18 protein-coding genes are annotated in these 21,128 nt (G+C 56.3%); 5 read left to right on the top strand and 13 right to left on the bottom strand.

The window, feature by feature from the left end; genetic code table 11:
• Positions 1–164 precede the first annotated feature (164 nt).
• Positions 165–704: an IS6 family transposase gene (locus tag OE750_RS17875; RefSeq protein WP_412176246.1), complete on the top strand. Its 540-nt coding sequence runs from the start codon at positions 165–167 to the stop codon at positions 702–704.
• A 299-nt stretch (positions 705–1,003) separates the two neighbouring features.
• Here OE750_RS17875 and OE750_RS17870 read toward each other — a convergent pair whose 3' ends face one another.
• The 7 genes from OE750_RS17870 to OE750_RS17840 form a co-directional block, all read right to left on the bottom strand.
• Entirely contained in the window at positions 1,004–2,161 is a 1,158-nt protein-coding gene (locus tag OE750_RS17870) for a M20 aminoacylase family protein (RefSeq protein ID WP_263765666.1), read from the bottom strand.
• Positions 2,162–2,250: 89 nt separating this feature from the next.
• A complete protein-coding gene (locus OE750_RS17865; RefSeq protein WP_263765665.1) occupies positions 2,251–3,861 on the bottom strand; it encodes an ABC transporter substrate-binding protein in 1,611 nt (536 codons plus the stop codon).
• A 41-nt stretch (positions 3,862–3,902) separates the two neighbouring features.
• Positions 3,903–4,367, bottom strand: coding sequence for a gamma-glutamylcyclotransferase family protein (locus OE750_RS17860; protein WP_263765664.1), 465 nt, complete (start codon positions 4,365–4,367; stop codon positions 3,903–3,905).
• Between the two features lie 57 nt (positions 4,368–4,424).
• Positions 4,425–5,465: an ABC transporter ATP-binding protein gene (locus OE750_RS17855; protein WP_263765663.1), complete on the bottom strand. Its 1,041-nt coding sequence runs from the start codon at positions 5,463–5,465 to the stop codon at positions 4,425–4,427.
• Positions 5,466–5,468: 3 nt separating this feature from the next.
• A complete protein-coding gene (locus OE750_RS17850; protein ID WP_263765662.1) occupies positions 5,469–6,332 on the bottom strand; it encodes an ABC transporter permease in 864 nt (287 codons plus the stop codon).
• Positions 6,333–6,341: 9 nt separating this feature from the next.
• Positions 6,342–7,313, bottom strand: a complete 972-nt coding sequence (locus OE750_RS17845; protein WP_263765661.1) for an ABC transporter permease — start codon at positions 7,311–7,313, stop codon at positions 6,342–6,344.
• Entirely contained in the window at positions 7,310–8,314 is a 1,005-nt protein-coding gene (locus OE750_RS17840) for an ABC transporter ATP-binding protein (RefSeq protein ID WP_263765660.1), read from the bottom strand. Before OE750_RS17840 ends, OE750_RS17845 begins: the two co-directional genes overlap by 4 nt.
• A gap of 129 nt (positions 8,315–8,443) precedes the next feature.
• Between OE750_RS17840 and OE750_RS17835 the strand changes: the two genes are divergently transcribed.
• Complete coding sequence (locus tag OE750_RS17835) at positions 8,444–9,376, top strand: LysR substrate-binding domain-containing protein (protein ID WP_263765659.1); 933 nt, start codon at positions 8,444–8,446, stop codon at positions 9,374–9,376.
• A gap of 262 nt (positions 9,377–9,638) precedes the next feature.
• The gene (locus tag OE750_RS17830) at positions 9,639–10,346 is read left to right on the top strand and encodes an IS6 family transposase (RefSeq protein WP_263765658.1); all 708 of its coding nucleotides are present in this window, start codon (positions 9,639–9,641) and stop codon (positions 10,344–10,346) included.
• A gap of 135 nt (positions 10,347–10,481) precedes the next feature.
• Here OE750_RS17830 and OE750_RS17825 read toward each other — a convergent pair whose 3' ends face one another.
• The 5 genes from OE750_RS17825 to OE750_RS17805 form a co-directional block, all read right to left on the bottom strand.
• Positions 10,482–10,799 carry a carboxymuconolactone decarboxylase family protein gene (locus OE750_RS17825; RefSeq protein ID WP_263765657.1) on the bottom strand — a complete coding sequence of 106 codons (318 nt, stop codon included), beginning with the start codon at positions 10,797–10,799 and terminating at the stop codon, positions 10,482–10,484.
• A 25-nt stretch (positions 10,800–10,824) separates the two neighbouring features.
• Positions 10,825–11,832 (bottom strand): GTP 3',8-cyclase MoaA, encoded by a 1,008-nt coding sequence (gene moaA, locus OE750_RS17820; RefSeq protein ID WP_263765656.1) that lies wholly within the window; start codon positions 11,830–11,832, stop codon positions 10,825–10,827.
• Positions 11,822–12,349, bottom strand: a complete 528-nt coding sequence (locus OE750_RS17815) for a DUF2478 domain-containing protein (RefSeq protein ID WP_263765655.1) — start codon at positions 12,347–12,349, stop codon at positions 11,822–11,824. The genes moaA and OE750_RS17815 overlap by 11 nt, the downstream gene beginning before the upstream one ends.
• Positions 12,346–13,617 (bottom strand): gephyrin-like molybdotransferase Glp, encoded by a 1,272-nt coding sequence (gene glp / locus OE750_RS17810; RefSeq protein ID WP_263765654.1) that lies wholly within the window; start codon positions 13,615–13,617, stop codon positions 12,346–12,348. Before glp ends, OE750_RS17815 begins: the two co-directional genes overlap by 4 nt.
• Before the next feature lie 71 nt (positions 13,618–13,688).
• Entirely contained in the window at positions 13,689–16,358 is a 2,670-nt protein-coding gene (locus tag OE750_RS17805) for a molybdopterin-dependent oxidoreductase (RefSeq protein WP_263765653.1), read from the bottom strand.
• 113 nt (positions 16,359–16,471) lie between these two features.
• On the opposite strand from OE750_RS17805, the gene OE750_RS17800 reads away from it, so the two are divergent.
• Positions 16,472–17,176: a response regulator gene (locus OE750_RS17800; protein ID WP_263765652.1), complete on the top strand. Its 705-nt coding sequence runs from the start codon at positions 16,472–16,474 to the stop codon at positions 17,174–17,176.
• Here the strand turns inward: OE750_RS17800 and OE750_RS17795 are convergent.
• Complete coding sequence (locus OE750_RS17795) at positions 17,149–19,914, bottom strand: ATP-binding protein (protein WP_263765651.1); 2,766 nt, start codon at positions 19,912–19,914, stop codon at positions 17,149–17,151. The genes OE750_RS17800 and OE750_RS17795 overlap by 28 nt on opposite strands.
• Between OE750_RS17795 and torT the strand changes: the two genes are divergently transcribed.
• On the top strand, positions 19,847–20,905 hold the full coding sequence (torT, locus tag OE750_RS17790; RefSeq protein WP_318528006.1) for a TMAO reductase system periplasmic protein TorT: 1,059 nt from the start codon (positions 19,847–19,849) through the stop codon (positions 20,903–20,905). The two genes, OE750_RS17795 and torT, sit on opposite strands and share 68 nt — an antisense overlap.
• The last annotated feature ends 223 nt before the right edge of the window (positions 20,906–21,128 follow it).

Here is a 21,128-nt window from a genome sequence, read left to right as displayed (position 1 = left end):
CTGGTTCGCGCCGGGAAGGGCGGTCTCGTAGCTTTTGATGGTGAGGAAACACAACTCCTTTTGCACCTTCAAGACTTAGCCTGCAAACATCCAGCTTGCGGCTATGCTTGTCTGGGCCCTGTCAGAGCAAACTGGCTTGAGCCGGGTGGGGTGCTGGCCTAAGCTTGTCGAATGACAAAGTGCTTTCTTTTTCGTTATTTCAAAACCTGCCCTGGGATCTCCTCCTTGCGGTCATGCTCTACGTAAGGTTTCCGTTATCACTTCGAAACATTGAGGATTTGCTGCATGAGCAGGGCATCGACGTCAGCCATGAAACTATCCGTTTCTGGTGGAACCGATTTGGCCCAATTTTTGCTGGAAAAATACGTAGAAGGCGTGTCCAGCAGATGCGGGCCCATTCAAAATGGCGGTGGCACCTAGACGAAATTTTCGTGAAGATCAACGGCGAGGCGCATTATCTTTGCCGTGCCGTGGATCACGTGGGCGAGGTGCTGGAAAGCTATGTCACAAAGCGCCGGAGTCGCAAAGCAGCGTTGAAATTCCTCAGGAAAGCTATGAAGCGTCACGGTCATCCTCATATCCTGGTGACCGACAAACTCCGGTCTTACGGTGCTGCAATGAAGGAAATCGGCAACGAGCAGAGGCAGGAAACCGGTCGCTGGCTCAACAATCGCGCGGAAAATTCACACCTTCCGTTTCGTTGACGAGAACGGGCCATGCAATGTTTCCGCAGCATGCGAAGATTACAGAAATTCGTCTCCGTTCATGCCTCTGTCTGCAACCATTTCAATAAGGAAGTGCTCTCGACAGCAGAGACAATTCAAGCTTAACCGCGTCGCGGCTCTTGCCGAGTGGCGCGATCTTGGTGCGGCACAAGGGACAGCCTCACTGTCCATGCCGAGACGAGTTCGAATGGGTATGACACCATCGTTCCGATGGACCAAAGGCCAATCATCCACTAACTTTCAATTTGGACCACTCAAGTGGGGCTGCTCAAGAGAGTTCAACCGTTTGCTGTTTTTACCAGTTGCACCCACCACGCCACCCCCAACGGGATCACCGCATCGTTGAAATCGAAAGCAGTGTTGTGTAGTTCGGGGCCCGGCCCTTGCCCCAGAAAAATCATGGCACCTGGTCGCGCTTCCAGCATAAAGGCAAAATCCTCACCTCCCATGCTGGATGGATAATCGCGATTGACCTGCTCCTCGCCCACAAGTGTTGCGGCAACATCGGCCGCTATTTCGGTTTGGTGCAGATGATTGCTCATTACCGGATAAAGGCGTTCATAGGTCAGCTCGGCCGTGCAACCGTAGGCCAAAGCCACCGCGGGCACGATTTTTTTGATCCGCTGTTCCGCCAGATCGCGCACATCGGTCGAAAGGCTACGCACGGTTCCTGTCAGTATGGCCTCTTGCGGGATGACATTGGTGGCCTGCCCCGCGTTAAAGCTCGTAACCGATACGACAAGAGGTGTCTTGGGATCAGCCGAGCGGGACGCGATTGTCTGAAGCGCACTTACCACATTTGCCCCCGCAACAATCGGGTCGATCGTCGCCTGCGGCTTGGCGGCATGACCGCCACGGCCGCCAATGCGGATCGAGAACGTATCGACGGCCGCCAGAATAGGACCTTTGCGAATGGCAAAGGTTCCGGCTCGGTCATTGGGGAAAATGTGCAGCCCGTAGACATGGTCAATACCGAAGCGCTCCATCAGCCCATCATTTACCATTTCACGCCCGCCACCGCCGCCCTCTTCTGCGGGTTGAAAGATAACAATCACCGTTCCTGCAAAATCACGTGTTTCAGCAAGGTATCGCGCAGCCCCCAGCAGCATGGTCGTGTGGCCGTCATGGCCGCAGGCATGCATTCTGCCGGCGATTTTCGAGGCGTGAACCGGCCCCGCTTCTTCTTGCAGGGGCAGGGCATCCATGTCCGCCCGCAGGCCGATAACCGAGCCGGAGCGACTGCCCTTGATAACGCCGACAACGCCGGTCCGACCGATACCGTTCACCACATCGTCAACGCCGTATTTCGTCAGTTCGTCAGTCACCAGTGCGGCGGTTCTCTGAACATCAAACAGCAGTTCGGGGTTGGCGTGGATATGCCGCCTGATCTTGGTGAGGTCGTCGTGCATGGCTGCGATACGGGTGTCTAGGGTCATGAGCTATTCCTGTTGGGTTTGATACCGCGCGGGTCAGAATGCGAAAAGGGCCACGTCGGGCCCCTTTCTGTTTTCAAATGGTGCTTTCCCTATTCGGGAAAGTGCAACCTTCCATCACTGTCCCAGCTAAATCCGGCATCGGTCAGGATTTGACGTGCCATACCCAAATCATACGCGGGAAGCTCCAGATCAGGATTGATCCAGAACCCGTTGGACGGCACGATTGACGATGGCGTTGGTCCTGCATCGCCGCCCAGCACTTCTTCGATGATCGCATCCCGCGGGATGGCATGTGACAACGCCTGCCTCAGTGCCTTGTTCGCAAACACCTCGGAGTTGATGTTGTAGCGCGCCGACATATATCCGTTAGATTGTGCCTGCACCAATTCCAGCTGGTCGAAATGACGGAACTCGTCAATGACGGTGGGAACCAGCGGTTGCAGCGAAATGTCGATATCACCTTTGGCCAGTGCAGACGACAGGATCTCTGCCGATCCGAACTGAACCATCAATAGGTCGGCCTTGGGTTTCATAAAGTGGTCGGCGTTGCGCTTGAACGAAATCTCGCGCCCCTCTTTCCAGTAATCAAGCGTATAAGGCCCGCTGCCAACGATCGTTGTGTTGCGATAGTCGTGCGGTTTGCTCAGGCCGGTCTCTTCGAGGATATTGGACCAGATGTGTTTGGGCAGGATCGGCACCTGCCCAAGAGCCGCCGACACAAACGGCGCGGATGGTTTTGCCAGTTTGAAGCGGATGGTCTGGCCATCAACCGTGATGTCTTCGAGATTGTCGAGGTATTGCTGAAAATAAACCGCTTTGTTTTCTTTCAGGTAGTTGAACGTGAACTGGACATCTTCTGCCGTGACTGGCTTGCCATCGCTGAACATCAGATCATCGCGCAGAACAACCTCGAATGTGGTTTCGTCCACGGCTTTCAGGCTTTGCGCCGCCCACATTTCGGGCTTTCCGGACGGACCGACAACCAGCAATCGGTCATAGACCAGTCCAAGACGGTCAAGATCTTCGAGCGTCTTGAAAGTGAGCGGGTTCCAGCTGTCCTGATCAATCGTCCAGCCCAGCAACACCCGGTCATCACCATCCAGAGATTCCATCTTGAGCAGGTTCCAGATCGAGCGCAGCCCCTCGGGCGTGCTTTCGTAATTTTCGACGCTGACGTTTTCCTTGTTATAGGCGGTGGTGTTGACAACATAGGCCAGCAGTGCCTCTGGTTGCTCGTCCTGCAAAACCTCCTGCAATTCAAAAATCACCTCGCGGCGGGCGTCAACATCGTAGATTGCCCGCTGCTTGACGGTTAGTTCATCCACCTTGGCATTGGAAAACGACCCAACGTTCATCCCGCCCGGAGTGGAATTTTCGCTGACAAACTGGTTAGACGTAAAAAAATCGGGCTCAAACCTCGCGCTGGAGCCGGACAGGACCGACATCACCACATCAAACTTATGATCGGTAAACCACATCCCCAGCATCGGAGCCGGAAACGGCTGCGGATTGAGCTTCACATCAAGCCCAAGCTCGGCCCAGCTTTCAGCCAGATAAGCACTGGTTTCGTAATAATGTTGATATTTCGTCGATGGCCAGGTCAGAAAATCAATCGTCGGGACGATTGCCCCTTCGGCCAGTGCGGACAGCGGAGCGAGCATCAGGCTCGCCGCACAAACAGTCATTCTTAAACGCTTCATTTGGTCCTCCAAGGTTTGAGTGTGGTCGTTGCGGTTTCGCTTCAGGTCGCCTCAGCGGCAGCCTGTTCGTGGGCTATCATTGCGCGCAGCCCATGTTTGTATTCTTCGGGAAAATCGCACTGTGTCAGCCCCAACAGGATGGGTGCGACATAGGTATCGGTCGGTGCCCAAGGCCTGCGTGAACCGGGAATGGTATATGTGGTGGATTGCACCTTGTTTCCGGCTTCGTCGGTGAGTGTAACGGGAACATGCACCCATTGCTCCTCGGCAACATGAGCAGCCGCATCCAGCGCCGCCATCGACCCGTCAGACAGCTCGTATTGGATGCCATAGGTCACGCCACCCTTTTTCGGGACGAGCATGCAGCCGGCAACGCCGGGTTGGCTGCACTTCCCGAACCCGAGAACGTAATCCTCAAGCCGCATATAGCCGACATTGCGCGCTCCGGGCGCGACCTTGCGCATGTTTTCTTCAACCAGCAAGGTTCCGTAAGCAAAGTAGTGCATTGATATCTCCTTTTTCTATAGTGTGTTAAGCGCATCATGTTTGTTAGCGCATTGCCGTTATGGATTTTCCAGTTGAGCCGCCGGCGCCTGCGCCCATGTTTCTGCCGAACTTGCTTTGGCGGCAAAATCATCCGCCTTCTCCCAATGATGGCAGCGCACGACCCGATCATTTTCAAGATCAACTCTTGGCGGCACCTGAGTATGGCAAAGCTGCGTCGCCAGAGGACAGCGCGGCGCAAACCGGCAACCTCCCAGTTTTTCAAACAGGTTTGGCGGGCTGCCAGGTATGGCAATGGGCTCACGTGTAGAGCCGAGCACTGACACGGCGTTCAGCAGACCAATTGTGTAAGGGTGGCGCGGCTTGTTGACGATGTCCTGCGTCTGTCCGGTTTCCACGATCATTCCCGCATACATCACACAAATGCGCTGGCAGTTTTCAACCACGAGCGCGATGTCGTGTGTTACAAGGATCATGGCAAAGCCGCGCTCGTCTTGAAGTTTTCGCAACCGGGTGAATATCTGGTCCTGCACAATCACATCCAGCGCCGTTGTCGGTTCATCTGCCACAATAAGACGGGGCGACAAGGCCAGCGCCATTGCGATAACAGCACGCTGGCGCATTCCGCCGGAAAACTGGAAGGGATAATCATGCGCCCGATCAGGACTGACACCAACCATCTCGAACAGGCGTGCCACCAGCGCCTTGCCGTCGGCTTTGCTGACCCGGCGATGGGCGCGGACCGCTTCAAGAATTTGCGCGTCAATCCGCTTGACCGGATTTAGCGCATTCAGCGCGCTTTGCGTAATCATGGAAATTTCGGCCCAGCGGGTCTTGCGGCGAGCCTCTTCACTCATCTCCAACAGATCATCATCACCAAGAAAAATCCGGCCCTCGGTCACCTCTCCATTGGGGGGCAAAACACCCATGATGGTCTTGAGTAACGTGCTTTTGCCGCACCCAGATTCACCGACCAGCCCGACGCGCTCGTTCGGCTGAATGGTCATATCAATGTCCAGCAGCGCACGCGCAGGTCCAGATGCAGTGCGGTACCCAACGTGCAGACCCTGCACATCAACGACAGGAGTTGAATCCTCCATTGGTTAGCTCCTTTCCTGCAAACGGGGATTGATAACTTCTTCATAGGCGCGGCCGATAAAATAGACAGAGGTCACCAGAACCATAATCGCGATACCAGGCGGCACCACCCACCACGGTGCCCGATACATCGCCTGCGACGCGTAGGCGTCATAAATGATCGACCCCCAGCTGACGACATCAGGGTCACCAAATCCAAGAAAGCCGATGCTCGCCTCGGTGATAATCGCCCATGCCAGTGCGAAGGTGATTGATGTAACGGCAAGCGGCATTATGTTCGGCGCGATTTCACGATAAAGAATATCCGCGTCGCTGGCACCGGTCGTGCGGGCTGCGGCGACAAACTGGCGCTCGCGTAGCGACATCACTTCTGCCCGCACAATCCGCGCGGTAGAGCGCCACATTACAAAAGTCATCGCAAGAATAATGGTCCAGATGTTGCGATCTGTCAGCGCCAGCAAAACAATGATGAATGGCAGGAATGGCAGCCCAAGCAAAATATCGGTGATCCGCATGAGTATCGCGTCAATCCGACCGCCAAAATAACCTGCAATCAGGCCAAAGTTCAGACCGATCACGACAGTGCCAAGCGCTGTCAACAGCCCGACCAGCATTGCAGTGCGCGCGCCCCACAACATCTGGCTCAACACATCACGGCCCATAACCGTGGTGCCCAGCGGATGCTCCCAGGACGGAGGCGTCAGACGCAACAGTTTACCAGCGGCGTCATAACACCGTTCTGAAGGGCCAAACGGCGCGATCATCGGGCCGATCACTGCGAGGATCAAACACAGGCCAAAAATACACAGGCTGATCCGGCCACCAGTGGATTTCCACGTCACGTTGATAAAGGTTAGAAAGGTTCTCATCTGCTCACCTCATGCGTTCACGATGCGCGGATCAAGCAGCGTATACAGAAGATCAGCGATGAGTGTGCCAACCACCGTCAGCACCGCGATCAGCAGAAATGCCGCCTGCACCACTGGATAATCAGACCGCCCGACAGCCTCGACCATCAGCAGCCCCAAACCCGGCCAGGAAAAAACCGTTTCGATAACCACCGAACCCGCAACCGCCCAACCAAGGGTCATGGGAAGCGTTGTCGCCAGAGGCAGCAGCGAGTTTCGCATGGCGTGGTGATACAAAACCCGACGGTCTGTAAGGCCTTTCATCTTGGCCAGTTCGATGTAGTCCTCCCCCACCGTCGCAAGGATCGACGAGCGCATCAGCAAAAACGGAAAGCAAAACTGGTAAAGCGTATTCACCAGAAAAGGCAGCGCCAGATGGTGCAGGAAATCCATTGACAGATACATCCGCCAGTTCTCTTCGGGAAACATTCCCGGCGAGACAATGTGCCCGATGGGAAACAAATCAAGTCGTATCGAAAAGAACAGGATTGCCAGCATCGAAAGCCAGAACACCGGCGCGCTTTGCAGCGCTGTCGACAGGAACACCAGTATGGCTTCAAGCTTTGACCCGCGCCGCCAGCCCACAATGGCACCAACCAATGCCCCCAGGGCATAGGCCGCTATCATCGACGGGAAAACCAGCAGGATTGTGTTCAACAACCGCCCGCTTATCTCATCTGCCACCGGCCTGCCCGTATGAAACGAAAGACCAAAATCAAACACAGCAAGATTTTTGACGTAAACCAGATACTGTTCCCACAGCGGTTTATCCAACCCGAACTGGATCCGCAGGGTCTCTTGTGCCTTGGGATAGAGTGCCGGGCTGATGACCGTTGCGGTCGGATCACCCGGCAACATGCGGAACATAAAAAACATCAGCGTCAACATGATCAGCAAAGTCAACGCCGATTGCCACAGCCGCCGGACCCAGAACGAGCTCATGCCAATTCCTCCGTCTTCGGTTGGCTGTCAAAAGCGAAATGGCACGCCGCGTAATGGCCCTCCGCCCCCCTGTCATCGGGCGATTGCGTGGCACAAACCGGTTGTGCAATCGGGCAGCGCGGGTGAAAGCGGCATCCTTTGGGAACATTTAGCGGGTTCGGAATTGCGCCGGTAATCTGCGCAGTTTCGCGCGTGAACGCCGGATCAATAGAGGGCGTCGAAGCCAGCAGCGCCTTGGTATAAGGGTGCTGTGGGCTGTGTATAACCTGCTGCGCCGGGCCGGATTCAACAATATTTCCCAGATACATCACCGCAAGCTGGTCGCATATCGACCCCGCCGACGACAGGTCGTGCGTGATGTAAACCATGGCCAGTCTACGCTCGCGCACAAGGCGTTTGAGCAACTGGATGATACCCCACTTGATAGACACATCCAACATCGAGATGGGTTCATCCGCAATCAGCATCTCCGGCTCAAGCACGGTCGCTCGTGCAATACACACGCGCTGGCGTTGCCCTCCGCTCAACTGATGGGGAAATTTGTCGAGATAATCCGACGCCGGAGACAACCCCGCCTCCTGCAACGCTGTTACCGCCAGCGTTCGCATCTCGCTGTCGGTCATTTTATTGCGCTGATAAATCAACGGGCGCGTCACAATTTCGCCAATGCGCTGTTGCGGATTAAGCGAGCCATAGGGATCTTGAAATACCATCTGAACACGACGGTGAAACGCGCGCCGGTCGCGCTGTTTCAGTGATTGCGCACTATCGGCGCCAAAATACACATCCCCTGATGTTGGCGTTTCAAGCCCGACCAACAGGCGCGCTATCGTTGATTTTCCGCAGCCGCTCTCGCCAACAAGGCCCATAACCTGGCCGGCCTCGACAGTAAAATTTACGCCATCCACAGCGCGCAGCGCTTTAGGCTCCTGCCGCCTTATCTTCTCGGAAAAGCTCTGACCAAGATAAAAATATTTGGCAAGATTATCAACTTTGATCATGTCCGGCCCTTTCATCGCAGCGGGTTCAACGCGCTCTATTCATCCCTGACGCTAGGTCAGGAAAGAGAGATTGCATAATGCCAATTCCCCGTGCAATCATTCTCAAAGGGAATGTCTCAGGAGTTTGCCATGCGGCGTACAATGCCATCAACAACATCACTTGCATGTTTTGAAGCCACATTTCGCCATGGCAGCGTTACACGGGCCGCCGAAGAGCTGAACATGACCCAAAGCGCCGTCAGCCGCCGGCTGATGGAGCTGGAGCGGCAGCTTGGAAAGCCCTTGTTTCGCCGCATACGGCGCAAACTGGTCCCCGAGGCGGCCGCCATTCAATATGGTAAGGATTTGGGCCGTATCCTGAGTGAGATCGAAGCCGCAACCACCCGTTTTATTGCCGAAGGGCAGGAAACCGGACTGCTGACAGTTGCCGTTCCACCCACGTTGGCCTCGCGGTGGTTAATCCCCAGACTGAATGACTTTATCACGCGCCATCCGCATATTGACCTCAATCTTGTCTCCAAAATCCGGCGGTTCGATTTTGATGAAGAAGATATTGATGTGTCAGTTTACCTGGGCGACGGGAATTGGCCCGGCGTTCATATGCAGCCCTTGATGGCAGATTATGTCGTGCCGGTTTGCTCGCCAGATCTGATAGGCGACACCCGGATCGACAGTGCTGCCGATCTGCTAAAATTCCCCCTGATTCAACATGCCACCCGGCCATTGTTGTGGAATGCTTGGTTTAGAGCCCAGAAAGTTGAAACCTCCAAAGCCGCGCGCGGACCAAAGTTCGAGTTTTACTCTCACGCAGTTCAGGCAGCGACCAACGGCATTGGTATTGCACTGATGTCGGATCTGGTGGTGCAAAAGGAAATTGATGCCGGCAGCCTGATCGTGCCGTTCGGCAATCGCGCAACGTTCGAAGACGACTATTACTTTGTCTACCCGCATCGCATGGTGAACAGCGTTAACGCACAAACCTTTGGTTTTTGGCTTCAGCAGCAATGTGCGAAATATCTTGTTCAAAACGGCAATGTCACGTTAACTCGACGATCGGCGTAACTACGGATTATTGTTGTTAAATGAGCAAAATATCCTACGCGCGCCACCGATATCTACCGGCGATAATTCAAAGGGCCGTCTGGCTCGGGACTGATGCTGTAACCGCCCCCCGACGTCACTCTTGTGTCAAGGTGGGTCATGTTTGATTCAATTAGGAGGACGGTTATGTCAAGGCTTGTTACGGTTGGTCTCGATCTCGCAAAGAGGCACTGTCAGAAGAAAACTTGTTGAGGCGGGCAGGGTGAGGAATTAGCGTTGCGGTATGACCAAACACAGCCCTTTCCGCTACTTCAAGACGAGCCCGGAGATCATCCGTTTAGCAGTGATGATGTACGTTCGTTTCCCGCTTTCGCTTCGTAATGTGGAGGATCTTTTGCATGAACGTGGTATCGACATCAGCCACGAAACGGTTCGGTATTGGTGGAGCAGATTTGGCCCGTTGTTTGCCGCAGAGATCCGCAAGAAAAGGGTCAGTCAGATGCGCGCCTATTCGAATTGGCAATGGCACTTGGACGAGGTGTTCGTGAAGATCAACGGCGTGACGCACTATCTTTGGCGGGCGATTGATCACGAAGGTGAGGTGCTGGAAAGCTACGTCACAAAACGCCGTGATCGCAAGGTTGCCTACAAATTTCTGATGAAAATCATGAAACGTCCTGGCGGCGTAAGTATCTTTGTCACCGATAAGCTCCGTTCTTACAGCGCGGCGATGAAGGTGATCGGCAACGCTGATCGGCAAGAAACCGGGCGCTGGCTGAACGACAGAGCGGAGAATTCGCACCAGCCATTTCGAAGGCGGGAACGGGCTATGCTTCGATTTAGACGGATGCAAACCTTACAGAAATTTGTCGCCATTCACGCCTCAGTCCATAACCATTTCAATGCGGAGCGCCACCTCTACTCCAGAGACAACTTTAAGCTGAACAGAGCCGCCGCTCTCGCCGAGTGGCGTCAGCTCGGCGCTGCATAAGGGACAGCCCCGCTGTCCTTGCAGAGACTGGTTCGCATTCGTCTGACAGCACCAGCACCAAGCCTGGAATGGGCCGCATTGCTTTCCAGACTTTAGAGAATCTGAGAGTTTCTCAAACAGGCACCAGTTTAAAGTTTAGCGCTTGCCGGTTGTGTCCGAGATCCATGTCCCAGCGGCAACCGCGCGGGGCAGGCCGAGTGTGCCAATCGCAAGGAGGGATACTTGTGCCAGATCATCCGCTGAGATGCCCTCGGCAAGCCCGCGACGAGTGTGTGAATGCACGGCCCCTTCCGAAGCGGCGCCGATGGCTAAAGCGAGTTTGACAAGGCGGCGTTCACGCGCGGTCAGCTTGCCTGCTTCTGCGGTTGCCTGGCCGAGAGCGCTGTAGGCTTCCCAAATTGTCGGGTGGCTTTTTGCAAGGTCGCCTGCGGCGCCTGGTAGGTCTTTGCTCATGGGGTGTCCTTTCAAAGTGTCAAATTCAGCCGCCAAGGGCGGACATGTGGCGTGTCACGGCAGGCTCTGCCATGCGATCAAGGTCAAAGTTGTGGCGCTCCGGTTTGGCATCAAGCGCCGCGCGGATCGCACGTTCAACCGCCGCCTCAGAGTGGCGCAAAGGCGCGCGCAGATCAACTGCACCCTCGTCGCCCATGCAGGTGTAAAGCTGGCCCGTGCAGCTGACGCGCACGCGGTTACACAGCGCACAGAAATTGCACGACATTGGCGAGATAAAGCCGAGTTGTCCGCCGGTTTGCGCAACTTTCATATAGCGCGCAGGCCCGCCCGTGCTGTGGCGTTGCGGCGTCAGGGTCCAGCGCTTGGCGAGGTCTGCCTGCAAGTCGCGTAGAGATAGCACGCTTTGGCTGCGGTCATGGCCCGTGTCGCCCAGCGGCATCTCTTCAATCAACGTCAAAGCCGCGCCGCGCTCATGGGCAAAGGCAATCAGCGCATCGACTTCGTCTTCAAACGCGCCGCAACTGGCAACCGCGTTGAGCTTAACTTGCAAGCCAGCAGCGATCGCGGCGTCGATGCCCGCCAGCACCATGCGAATGTCGCCAAGTCGTGTCACTTTGCGATAGCGCCGCGCGTCAAGCGTGTCGAGCGAGACGTTGACGCGCTTAACGCCATAGGCTGCCAGCGTTTCGGCGTATTTTGCCAGCAAGGTTCCGTTTGTTGTCAGCGTTAGCTCGTCTAGCGTGCCTGACTTGAGGTGTTTTGAGAGCTCTTGGAACAAGTCCATCACATCACGGCGCACCAACGGCTCACCCCCCGTGAGGCGCAGTTTGCGCACGCCACGACGAATGAAAACATCACTCAGTTTTGCAAGTTCCTCAAGGCTAAGAACATCGCGTTTGGGTAGAAACGTCATTTTCTCGGCCATGCAGTATGTGCAGCGAAGGTCGCAACGGTCAGTCACTGACAAACGCAGGTAACTAACGGTGCGCCCGAAGCTGTCAACAAGCGGGGCTGGGACGGTATCAAGCGGCATGGCGCTCCTCCTTTAGAGCTGTAAACCAAGCGAGCGTGGTGTCCATATCCATCGGTAAATCACAAGCCATTCCAGCGCCAAACTCGGCCCAGCCTTCGGCATATGTCTGGCGCACGGCAGTGAGCACGGGCACGTCAAGCAAAAGCGCCTTGCCGATCAGCTCGCGAAAGCCGCGGCCCTCGCACTCGCCGCGTCCAAAGCGGTTGAGGATCAGCAGATCGGCGCCGCGTTCAAGCTCTTGCTCGATGAACAAAGAGCATTCCGCCAAAGCACCGGGGTGAAGGCGGCACCCGCGTGAGTCGTTGCCCAGAGATTGGGAAATCCGGAAGGTTTTCTGCGAGCCAAGGGTCGTCAGATCCATATCTGCGCAGTGGCACTCGCCGCCAGCAGCGCCACGGGTTTGCAAAGCACCGCACACACGCGTGCCGTCCTCCATCAGCGTTTTGGCAAGAGTGCTGAGAAAGGCGTCGATGTCGCCATTTTCAAAGCGGATGGCAGCAAGGGGAAAAAGGCTCATTGTTGCTTTCCTGAAAGGCAGAAGGGGCGCCAGCTGAGCGGCGCGCCTGTTGAAATTTCGCAGCAGTCGGCGGGCACGATGGCGAGGCCGTCAGCTTGGCTCAGCGGTAGAAGCGTCGCAGAAACGCTGCAGCCCAGACGCTCCAACACGGGCAAACCGTTGGTGTCATATCGTGCGAGGCGCACGGGGAAAACTTCAGCGCGGCCCGCTTTGCGTGTCCAGGCAAACCCCGCCACGGCGGGCACAGGCGCAAAGGGCGCTGGGGCTGCCCCGAGCAAACGCGCGATCTGTGGCAGAACAAACATGTGAAAGCCCACGTGAACAGCGAAGGGGTTGCCCGGAAGGCCTGTGAAAGCCGCGCCGCAGAGTTTGCCGAACATCACCGGTTTTCCGGGTTTGAGCGCCACGCGCCAACCCTGCACGTCACCTCCGGCCGCGAGGAAGGCCTCGCGGATATGGTCTTTTCCACCCATCGAAACGGCACCCGATGTGAGGATCAAATCATACTGTGTACCAAGGGCTTTGAAGGCAGTTGCCGTGGCCTCTGCATCGTCAGGCAAAATGCTGAGATCTGTAACGTCTGCTCCGGCGGCCTGCGCCAAGGCAACAAGCATCGGGCCGTTGGAATCGGGAATCTGCCCGAGCCTGCGTTGCCCGCTGGCCAGCTCGTCTCCGGTTGAGAACACCGCGATGCGCGGGCGGCGGATTACCTCGACATGCTCAATGCCGTTGGCGGCCAGAAGCCCGATATGATGCGCTCCGATGCGCGTGCCAGCTGCGAGCAGTTCCTGCCCTACGGCCTGGTCGTTACCAGCGCGGCGGATGTTGTCGCCAGCCTGCGGCGCGCAGGTGAAGGAAACATGCTCCTCTGCCTCATGGGCGCGTTCGAGCATGACCACCGCGTCAGCACCTTGCGGCAACGGCGCACCAGTGAAAATGCGCAACGCCGTGCCCTTCGGGAGCGCGCGGGGGCTGTCTCCAGCGGCCACGATTCCGGCGATAGGCAAGCGGCTTGCACCGTCAAGGTCAGCACAACAAAGCGCGAAACCGTCCATAGCGGAGTTGTCAAAAAACGGCATCGCTTCAAAGGCGTTAATCGCGTTGGCCACGGTGCGGCCAAGGCTTTCGGAAAGCGCAAGAGTTTGCGTATCGGCAAGCGGCGCGACCTGCGCCAAGGCGCGGTCCCGCGCCTCAGCGAGGCTCATCAGGTCGGCGGCAGGCAAGACGCTGTCACAGCCGCAACCAGATGTTACGCGTTCGATGTGCATCAGGCCTCTCCTTGAAATTGGTTTGAAAAAATCGGGAGGCCAGTTGCCCAGCCTCCCAATGGATTTGTCTTTTACATCGCGTCGGAAGCGTTCTTCATCAGATATTCCATGACAAGCGCTGCTTCCTCCTCTTCAAGGCCCGCGCGTGGGAACATCGACGGGGTGATGCCCTTCCACTGTTGCTGCGTGAAGTGAGACACTTCGCGCGGCGCGTGGCAGACCGTGCAGCGTTCAAAAAAGATCTTCTCGCCCGGCTCCATGTCGGCATAGAGTTTTTCAGTGAGGTCATACAAGCGATCCAAGCCCAGTTTGTCCTCATCGATCTCAGCGATCTCCATGTCTTCGATGATTGCAGGCTTCTCGTAGGCCATGTTTGGACCTTCTGGGTCTTCACACTTGCGCATACTACAAAGAGTTGTATTTGCCGTTGTCGCTTGGGCAAGTCCCGAACTGCGCTGAGTCGAGGTCAGGAAGTTGACCAAACCAGAGTTACAGCGGCCCTTGCTGTCAAGGGATGGCCATGCGCCTTCGTAGATCGATACCACTCCAGGCATGATGTCGTCGCTGACAACGGCACCGGCGATAACTGTGCCGCGGTCGTTATAAAGCTCGACGAGGTCGCCATCTTCGATACCTCGTGAGGCCGCGTCTTCGGTGTTGATCCTCACCGGCTCGCGGCCCTGGACTTTGTAGAGACCACGCAGGGTTTCTGACTGATCCATCTGGCTGTGCAGGCGGAACCATGGGTGTGGAGACACAACGTGCAACTGGCCTTCTTTGGCGTTGCCGAGGTATTCGTGTTTCTCCATCCAGATCGGCATGCCGGGCATGTCGTCGATCTCGAGTTTCGCGAAATCTTCGCAGAACATCTCGATCTTGCCCGACGCGGTGTGCAGCGGGTTGCCTTCAGGGTCTTGGTAGAAGTCGCCATGGCGTGTCCACTTACGAGCCTCTTCAGGCACATCCATGCGGGCATAGCCTTTTTCCCAGAACTCTTCGAACGTTGTGTGCTTGGCTGCTGATGACTTCTCGTAGGCCAGCTTGATGTGATACATCTTGTCTTCGTTCTCAGTGAATGGCGACCAAAGACCAAGCTTGTCGGCAAGCCCTTCGAAAATCTCGTAATCTGGTAGGCTTTCGCCCACAGGCTCGATGACTTTTTTCATCGCATAGACACGGTCGTTTGAGTATGTGCCGCCAGACGTGATGTCGTCTTGCTCCAGAGTTGAAGCGGCTGGCATCACGATGTCACACCAGCGTGTTGCCGCTGTCCACCAGACATCAACACTGATCACGGTCTCGACTTTCGCAAGCGCACGGATCAGGCGGTTGGTATCCTGCTGGTGGCTCATGAAGTTGTTGCCCGCGTTGAAGATAACCTTCACATCTGGGTAGGTATGCGTGTTGCCATTGTAAAAAACTTCCTTGCCGGGGTTTTCCAGCATGTCAGTGATGCGGCTCGCAGGGCAGACGCCTTTGACGAAGTTGCGGCCCTGGGACATGCCGACAGGTGTAGATTTGCCCGAGGCTGGCATCCCGCCGTTGCCGTAATGCCAGCTAAAGCCAACGCCACAGCCCGGTTTCCCGATCTTGCCTGTAAGTGCAGCAAAGTTGATGATGGCCCAGTGGGTCATCTCGCCGTGCTGGGCGCGTTGGAGCGACCATGCTCCGGCGAACTCGGTGTTGGATTTGGCAAATAGCTCGGCCATTTCCCTGATCTTGGCCGCATCCATGCCTGTGATGCTCGCAGCCCATTCGGGTGTCTTGGCAACGCCGTCGTCATCGCCTTTGACATAAGCGATCCACTTGTCAGAACCGACCGTGTATTTGTCCATATAGGCACGGTCTTCAAGGCCTTGCTCAAGCACATAGTAAGCCATGGCGCAGAACAGCGCGACATCGGTGTTAGGTACAATCTTGACCCAATCGGCGTTCAGATATTCGTCAGACGCTGTGCGCTGAGGGTTGATCGAGACAAATTTCACGCCAGCATCGCGGATTTCCTCCCAATGCGCATACATGCCGTGGTCGGCCACGCGGAACTCGACGCGGTTGTTCTTGATCGGGTCACAACCGACAAGAACAAATACATCGGTTTCATCGCGGATGGTTTCCCAAGCAGACTGTGTCGAATAGACTTCCATATCGCCAATGATATGCGGCAGTGAAACCTGTGAAGCCCCGGCAGACCAGTCACCGGAGGTGTTTGTGCAGCCGCCGATAAGGTTGATCAAGCGGCCCTGAAGCACGTTGGGGCGGAATGTGCCCGCATTCGACCAGCCACCATAAGACGAACTGAAGATCGCTTCGTTGCCGTGGTTTGCCGCGGTATCAAGCAGCGCCTTGGCCGCGAGGCTCCAGGCAGTGTCCCAGTCAACCTTGACGTATTCTTCCTTACCACGCAGTTCGGGTTTGATGTCGCCGCTTTCCCAGCCTTCAAGGTAAGATTTGCGCACCATTGGATAGTTGATGCGCGACTTGTCATAGGTGCGGTCTTTGACGCCATAGCTCAGCATCTCCGTAGGACGGGCATCAAGCTCCATGATGTTGTTAATGCCGACAAGTTGGCCTTCGCGCACGACGGCCTCGAATGGGCCAAAGTGCGACGCGTGGAAAACGCGACCTTTGAACGAGTTAGGGTCAAGCGCGGCCATGGCTGTTGTGCCCATCAGGCTGGTTGCGCCGAATACGGCAGCGCCGCCTTGCAAAAACGCGCGTCGTGTTGGTTGACTAAGTGACATGATTTACCTCCTTGAGTGAACTCTGTCGCGACAATATTTTATGCGCTGAATCTCGGCCTTGCGCCTGCGCAATTTGGCTTGTTCGAAAATGTAAAGAAATGTAAACTCATTCCATGGCACAACACATCCTCATTGTGGAAGACGACCGCACCACACGTATGCGCCTTGCTGCCTATCTGCGCGAGCAGGGCCACCGCGTGAGCGAAGTCGAGAATGCAGATGATATGGAAACCGTCATTCAGACAGACCCGCCCGAGCTTTTGCTGGTTGATATCAACCTTGATGGCAAAGACGGGCTTACCATCACCCGTGAGCAGCGCGCAAACTCCCGCATCGGGATCATTCTGCTTACAGCGCGCGATGATCAGGTCGACAAAATCGTCGGGCTTGAAATGGGCGCGGATGACTACGTGACCAAGCCGTTTGACAAACGCGAGCTGGCGGCGCGTGTCAAAAACTTACTGGCTCGGATCGCTGACATTGGCCAAGCCCCAGAAGGTCCCCCGCCTGTCGAAAACTTCGGGCCGTGGTGTTTTGACCGCATCCGCCGCAGGCTTGTGTCGGCCTCACGCACCGAGAACCTGACCTCGCAAGAGTTCGACATCATGGCGGCTCTTGCCGACCATCCAGGCCAAACGTTGAGCCGTGCGCGTCTGTCCGAGTTGATCGGGCGCGCCACTATGCGCTCAAGTGACCGGATGATAGATGTTGTCGTTGGACGCTTGCGCAAGAAACTTGAGAAAGACCCCACAAACCCAGAGTGGATTTTAACGCAACACGGTCAGGGCTATCACTTCGTAGATCCCGCATCTGTCTGAAGGCCGGCGTCCTTCATCGCTACCTTCATAGTGTTTTCAGCCTCGGCTGCGAGCCGTTTGACAGCCTCTAGCGCCTCGTCATTGGCCACCTCTTCGACCCGCAAGAGGACTGCGCAGAAAGCCTCCAGACGAAAGTTTGCCGCCGCCCCTTTAAGCTTGTGCGCCGCCTTTTGCTGCGCTTTCCCCGACGTTGTCAGAATCGTATCCACAGCCTTGGGAAAGTCTCTTAAGAACTCACACACGATCATCCTTGTCGTCTCGGTTCCAAGGTCAGCGATATCGTCGCGCAGGCTTTCCAAAACTGCGCCGTGGTCGTGAGGATCAATAGGGGCAACGCTGTCGAGCACTTCAGCCAACGCGCGGGGTGAGACCGGCTTTTGCAAAACCCTCGAAACGCCAAGGCTGGCGCGGTTTTCTGCGGTGTCCTCAAGCAGATACGCCGTGAGCGCAACAAGCATCGGAGCGTTGGCTTTTTGCCCCAACTGCGCCGCAACCTCCTCGCCACGCATGTCAGGCAAATCGAGATCAATCAACACTAAATCAAAGCGCTGCTCGGTTGCGGTTTTCAGAGCGCTTGCCCCTGTCTTGGCCTCGTTGACACGGCATCCCAGCCGCTCCAGATATCCGCGGGCGACCATTAGGTTAACGGTGTGATCGTCGATCACCAGCACGTTTAGGTCGCGTGTTATGTCGTGCCTCTCCTCGGCCTCGTCCTGCGCTAGCTCAGGGTCACCCAAGGCCAGAGGCACCGTCAAGGTAAATCGGCTGCCGACGCCTGGTTCGCTTTCGACGCTCAATGCCGCGCCAAGCGCTTCAGTAAGCTTGCGCGATATCGCAAGCCCGAGCCCGAGCCCCTCGATACCCGCGCGCTTGGCGGCATTGGTGCGCATATAGGCATCAAACGCATGCTCTATGGCGTCTTTGGTCATGCCAACGCCCGTGTCCGAAACACTAAAGCTGATCACAGGCTGTCCGCTTTTCTCATCGACCGCGTGGTCAACGCTCAGTGAAACAGTGCCGCGCTTGGTGTATTTCACGGCGTTGGAAATGAGGTTGCCAACGATCTGGCGGATCTTGACGACATCCCCAAGCAAGGCAAGTGGCGCGCCATCGGCGAGGTCAACAACGGCTTCCAGTTTTTTCTGGCTCGCGAGCGATTGCAGTTGATGCCCCATCTGGCCAACAAGCTCTCTCAGTTGGAAATGCACAGCGGCCCCGCGGTTGCTACTGTCATCACTGCCAGAAAAGTTCAAAATGTCGTTGGTGATATCAAGCAGCGCGCGGGCCGAGACGAGCGCTGTATGCGCGCGCGCTTTGAGGGCGGGGTCTTGCTCATCGGCCTCCAGCAAATCCAGCATCCCGATTATGCCGTTCAGCGGAGTGCGAATTTCATGGCTCATCCGCGCCAGAAATTCGGTTTTGCTTCGGTCTGCGGCCTCTGCTTTTGCGCGTGCTGCATCGGAGGCTTTCATCTCTGCGACCACATCACCGGTGCGGGCAATCACAGACTCCTCCAGATTGCCGCGCAACCGCTCGGCATCCTCAGCGCGTCTGCGCAAAATGTTGAGCGCCTTTTCCATCCGGCCGATCTCGTCATGTCCGCTGATCACAACTGGCGCGCCATAGTCGCCTCCCGCAACCGCAACAATGCGGCGTGATAGGTTGCCAAGCCGCGCCACCACCTGCTCGCGCGCGTAAAGCCACAGAACGGCACCCGCGATCACCGCAGCAACGATCAGAACCAGCAATGCCGCCGTCATCTGCGACGCGCGAATCTGCGAGGCTGCGATACGGGCTAGGCCCTCCTCTTGCACAACGTCGCGGGCTTGCCGCGCCCGGTCTGACAGCTGTGAGATAACAGAGCGCAAGTTCTCGCTGTCAGCCGCAATCGCGTTTTGCAAGATAATTCGTCTGTGTTGAAAACCAATCAAACCGTCGCTTCCTATAGCTTTTCGGTAGGCTTCCATTAGCTTCTCAACCTCGATGCGCGCCGAGGGTGTTGGCAAATAGACAATCCGGCGTGTGGCCAACTCCAGCCTTTCGCGCGTTGTCGCGGCTAAATGCTCGATCTCGTCAGCCGTGGACGTGCCGGGGATCTGCTGAAGCTTTAAGCGTATGGCGTCAATCATCCGCGCCAGCTCGGAGAGACGCTCGAAGGCAAAGAAGTGCCGGTCGGCCAGCGTATCAAGTGCCGGTCGCCGGTCGGCTTCCTGCTGCGCATAGATCCCTACAATTCCCGCCGTGATCTTCAAGCGGGCAAGGTCAACCTTGGCCTCGATCAAGCTCTCAAGCTTTCCCCCTACGTTTGCAATTTCAGCTCCGGCCTCGGAAACCAGCCTAGACAAACGCAGTTCTTCGTGTCTGTTCGCAGCCATCCGCGCGACGATTTCGGCGGCCTGTGATGGAGCGGCTCCGGTAGACATCGGGCTAATGCCCTCAAGCGCTAGAGCACCGGCCTCGATTTTGCTAACAGCCGCTTCAAGCGCTGATGTGGTCCGCTCGAGATCTTCAGGCGAGTCGGCTTTTACAAAGGCGTTCGCAAGTGTGCCGACAACTTCGGTTGTCTCACCAATCTGGCTTGCGAGTTGCATCGCCGGAAGGTTCGTTTCGATCAACTCACTTTGGCTGCGCACCAAATAGCGGTTGACCGCAATCGCTGCCACACCCACCATGATGGCCAGCACAGCCATAGCAGAGAGAATCTGGATCAGTCGCGTGTCAAATCTTGTCTGTCGCATCGTCAAACTCTACGGGGCCATCGGCCGGTGTTCAATCGCGCTTGTGATGCTTTGCTGCGCTCTTTGGGTCGCGCCTGCAGCCGCATCGCCGGCTGAGAAACCGCAGCTGTTTTGTGTCTTGGTTCCCCATTTCAAAGATGAATACTGGCTCAGCGTCGGTTATGGGCTTGAGCAGGAGGCCGCGCGCCAGAACGTCGCGCTCCTGCTCTATGAAGCTGGCGGATACAACGCGCGCGAGGAGCAGATCAAACTGCTAAACCAATGCGTTGAACGCGGTGTCGATGCGATCCTGATCGGCGCGGTCACGTCAAACCACCCGGACCTCTTGCAAGCCATTAAACGGGTTGCGCAGGACGTGCCTGTTTTCGGGTTGGTGAATGAGCTGCACTCGGACGCACTGAGCGGGCGGATTGGAGTTGACTGGAACGGTATGGGCTTTGTTGTTGGCCGATACCTGAGCGAGCTGCACCCGAAAGACTCACCGTCTAAAACAGCTGCGTTGATCTCGGGGCCGAGCGTTGCAGGCTGGACGGGCCCTCTGGAAGCCGGTTTGCGCGAAATCCTCTCCGACAGCTCGGTTACGCTCGTCGAGGTTTTTTCGGCAGACACCGGACTGAGACAACAGCTTGCGCTCGTTGAAACAGCTTTGGAACGGCACCCGGAGATCGACTATCTGATCGGCAGCGCCCCTGCCGTTGAAGCGGCGATCGGGTTGCTTGCGGTGGAAGAAAATCTGTATACTCCAAAGCTGCTTTCAACCTATATCAGCCATACGATCTTGCGAAGTCTCATGAACGGCAATGTGCTGGCAGCAGCCTTTGACGACCCGACGCAGCAGGGGATTTTGGCAATCCAGCAAGCTGTTCGCCCAAACAAGCCGTCTAGCTCAGCGATATCGGTTGGACCGCCGATCGTGTTGCTCACCAAAACTCATGAAGACCTGCAAGGAGTGACCATTTCTCCGGCGGATTATTTTCCAAAAATTGACTGAAAAACTATTTGAACGCAATATTCTAAACCTCCTAAGCCGCATCTTTGCTACGCGGCGAAGGCCGCCGATTGCGACAGGTAGCACAGATCAAGGCTGTGGCACCCTGAAGCGGTATTGGTGCATCACAACGACGACATTTGACGGTTCTTTGCAGAAACGCTTGAGCAAATTGGTATCGACAACTCGGGCAGCGTCCGGCTGCGGCACGTGGGATTGCAGATGT

Origin of the sequence: Lentibacter sp. XHP0401 (assembly GCF_025751535.1) — a bacterium.
In the GTDB taxonomy this organism is placed as follows: Bacteria; Pseudomonadota; Alphaproteobacteria; order Rhodobacterales; family Rhodobacteraceae; genus Lentibacter.
The sequence above is the reverse complement of the archived record's forward strand: the minus strand, read 5'-3'. Positions and strand labels throughout refer to the sequence as shown.

What these genes read in the sequence shown, in the direction of transcription:
- OE750_RS17870 (WP_263765666.1), bottom strand. Translation starts at nt 2,161, where the DNA reads ATGACCCTAGACACCCGTATCGCAGCCATGCACGACGACCTCACCAAG.
- torT (WP_318528006.1), top strand. Translation starts at nt 19,847, where the DNA reads ATGATGGCCAGCACAGCCATAGCAGAGAGAATCTGGATCAGTCGCGTG.
- OE750_RS17815 (WP_263765655.1), bottom strand. Translation starts at nt 12,349, where the DNA reads ATGAGCCTTTTTCCCCTTGCTGCCATCCGCTTTGAAAATGGCGACATC.
- OE750_RS17840 (WP_263765660.1), bottom strand. Translation starts at nt 8,314, where the DNA reads ATGATCAAAGTTGATAATCTTGCCAAATATTTTTATCTTGGTCAGAGC.
- OE750_RS17860 (WP_263765664.1), bottom strand. Translation starts at nt 4,367, where the DNA reads ATGCACTACTTTGCTTACGGAACCTTGCTGGTTGAAGAAAACATGCGC.
- OE750_RS17800 (WP_263765652.1), top strand. Translation starts at nt 16,472, where the DNA reads ATGGCACAACACATCCTCATTGTGGAAGACGACCGCACCACACGTATG.
- OE750_RS17830 (WP_263765658.1), top strand. Translation starts at nt 9,639, where the DNA reads ATGACCAAACACAGCCCTTTCCGCTACTTCAAGACGAGCCCGGAGATC.
- OE750_RS17795 (WP_263765651.1), bottom strand. Translation starts at nt 19,914, where the DNA reads ATGCGACAGACAAGATTTGACACGCGACTGATCCAGATTCTCTCTGCT.
- OE750_RS17850 (WP_263765662.1), bottom strand. Translation starts at nt 6,332, where the DNA reads ATGAGAACCTTTCTAACCTTTATCAACGTGACGTGGAAATCCACTGGT.
- OE750_RS17825 (WP_263765657.1), bottom strand. Translation starts at nt 10,799, where the DNA reads ATGAGCAAAGACCTACCAGGCGCCGCAGGCGACCTTGCAAAAAGCCAC.
- OE750_RS17865 (WP_263765665.1), bottom strand. Translation starts at nt 3,861, where the DNA reads ATGAAGCGTTTAAGAATGACTGTTTGTGCGGCGAGCCTGATGCTCGCT.
- OE750_RS17855 (WP_263765663.1), bottom strand. Translation starts at nt 5,465, where the DNA reads ATGGAGGATTCAACTCCTGTCGTTGATGTGCAGGGTCTGCACGTTGGG.
- OE750_RS17835 (WP_263765659.1), top strand. Translation starts at nt 8,444, where the DNA reads ATGCGGCGTACAATGCCATCAACAACATCACTTGCATGTTTTGAAGCC.
- glp (WP_263765654.1), bottom strand. Translation starts at nt 13,617, where the DNA reads ATGCACATCGAACGCGTAACATCTGGTTGCGGCTGTGACAGCGTCTTG.
- OE750_RS17805 (WP_263765653.1), bottom strand. Translation starts at nt 16,358, where the DNA reads ATGTCACTTAGTCAACCAACACGACGCGCGTTTTTGCAAGGCGGCGCT.
- OE750_RS17845 (WP_263765661.1), bottom strand. Translation starts at nt 7,313, where the DNA reads ATGAGCTCGTTCTGGGTCCGGCGGCTGTGGCAATCGGCGTTGACTTTG.
- moaA (WP_263765656.1), bottom strand. Translation starts at nt 11,832, where the DNA reads ATGCCGCTTGATACCGTCCCAGCCCCGCTTGTTGACAGCTTCGGGCGC.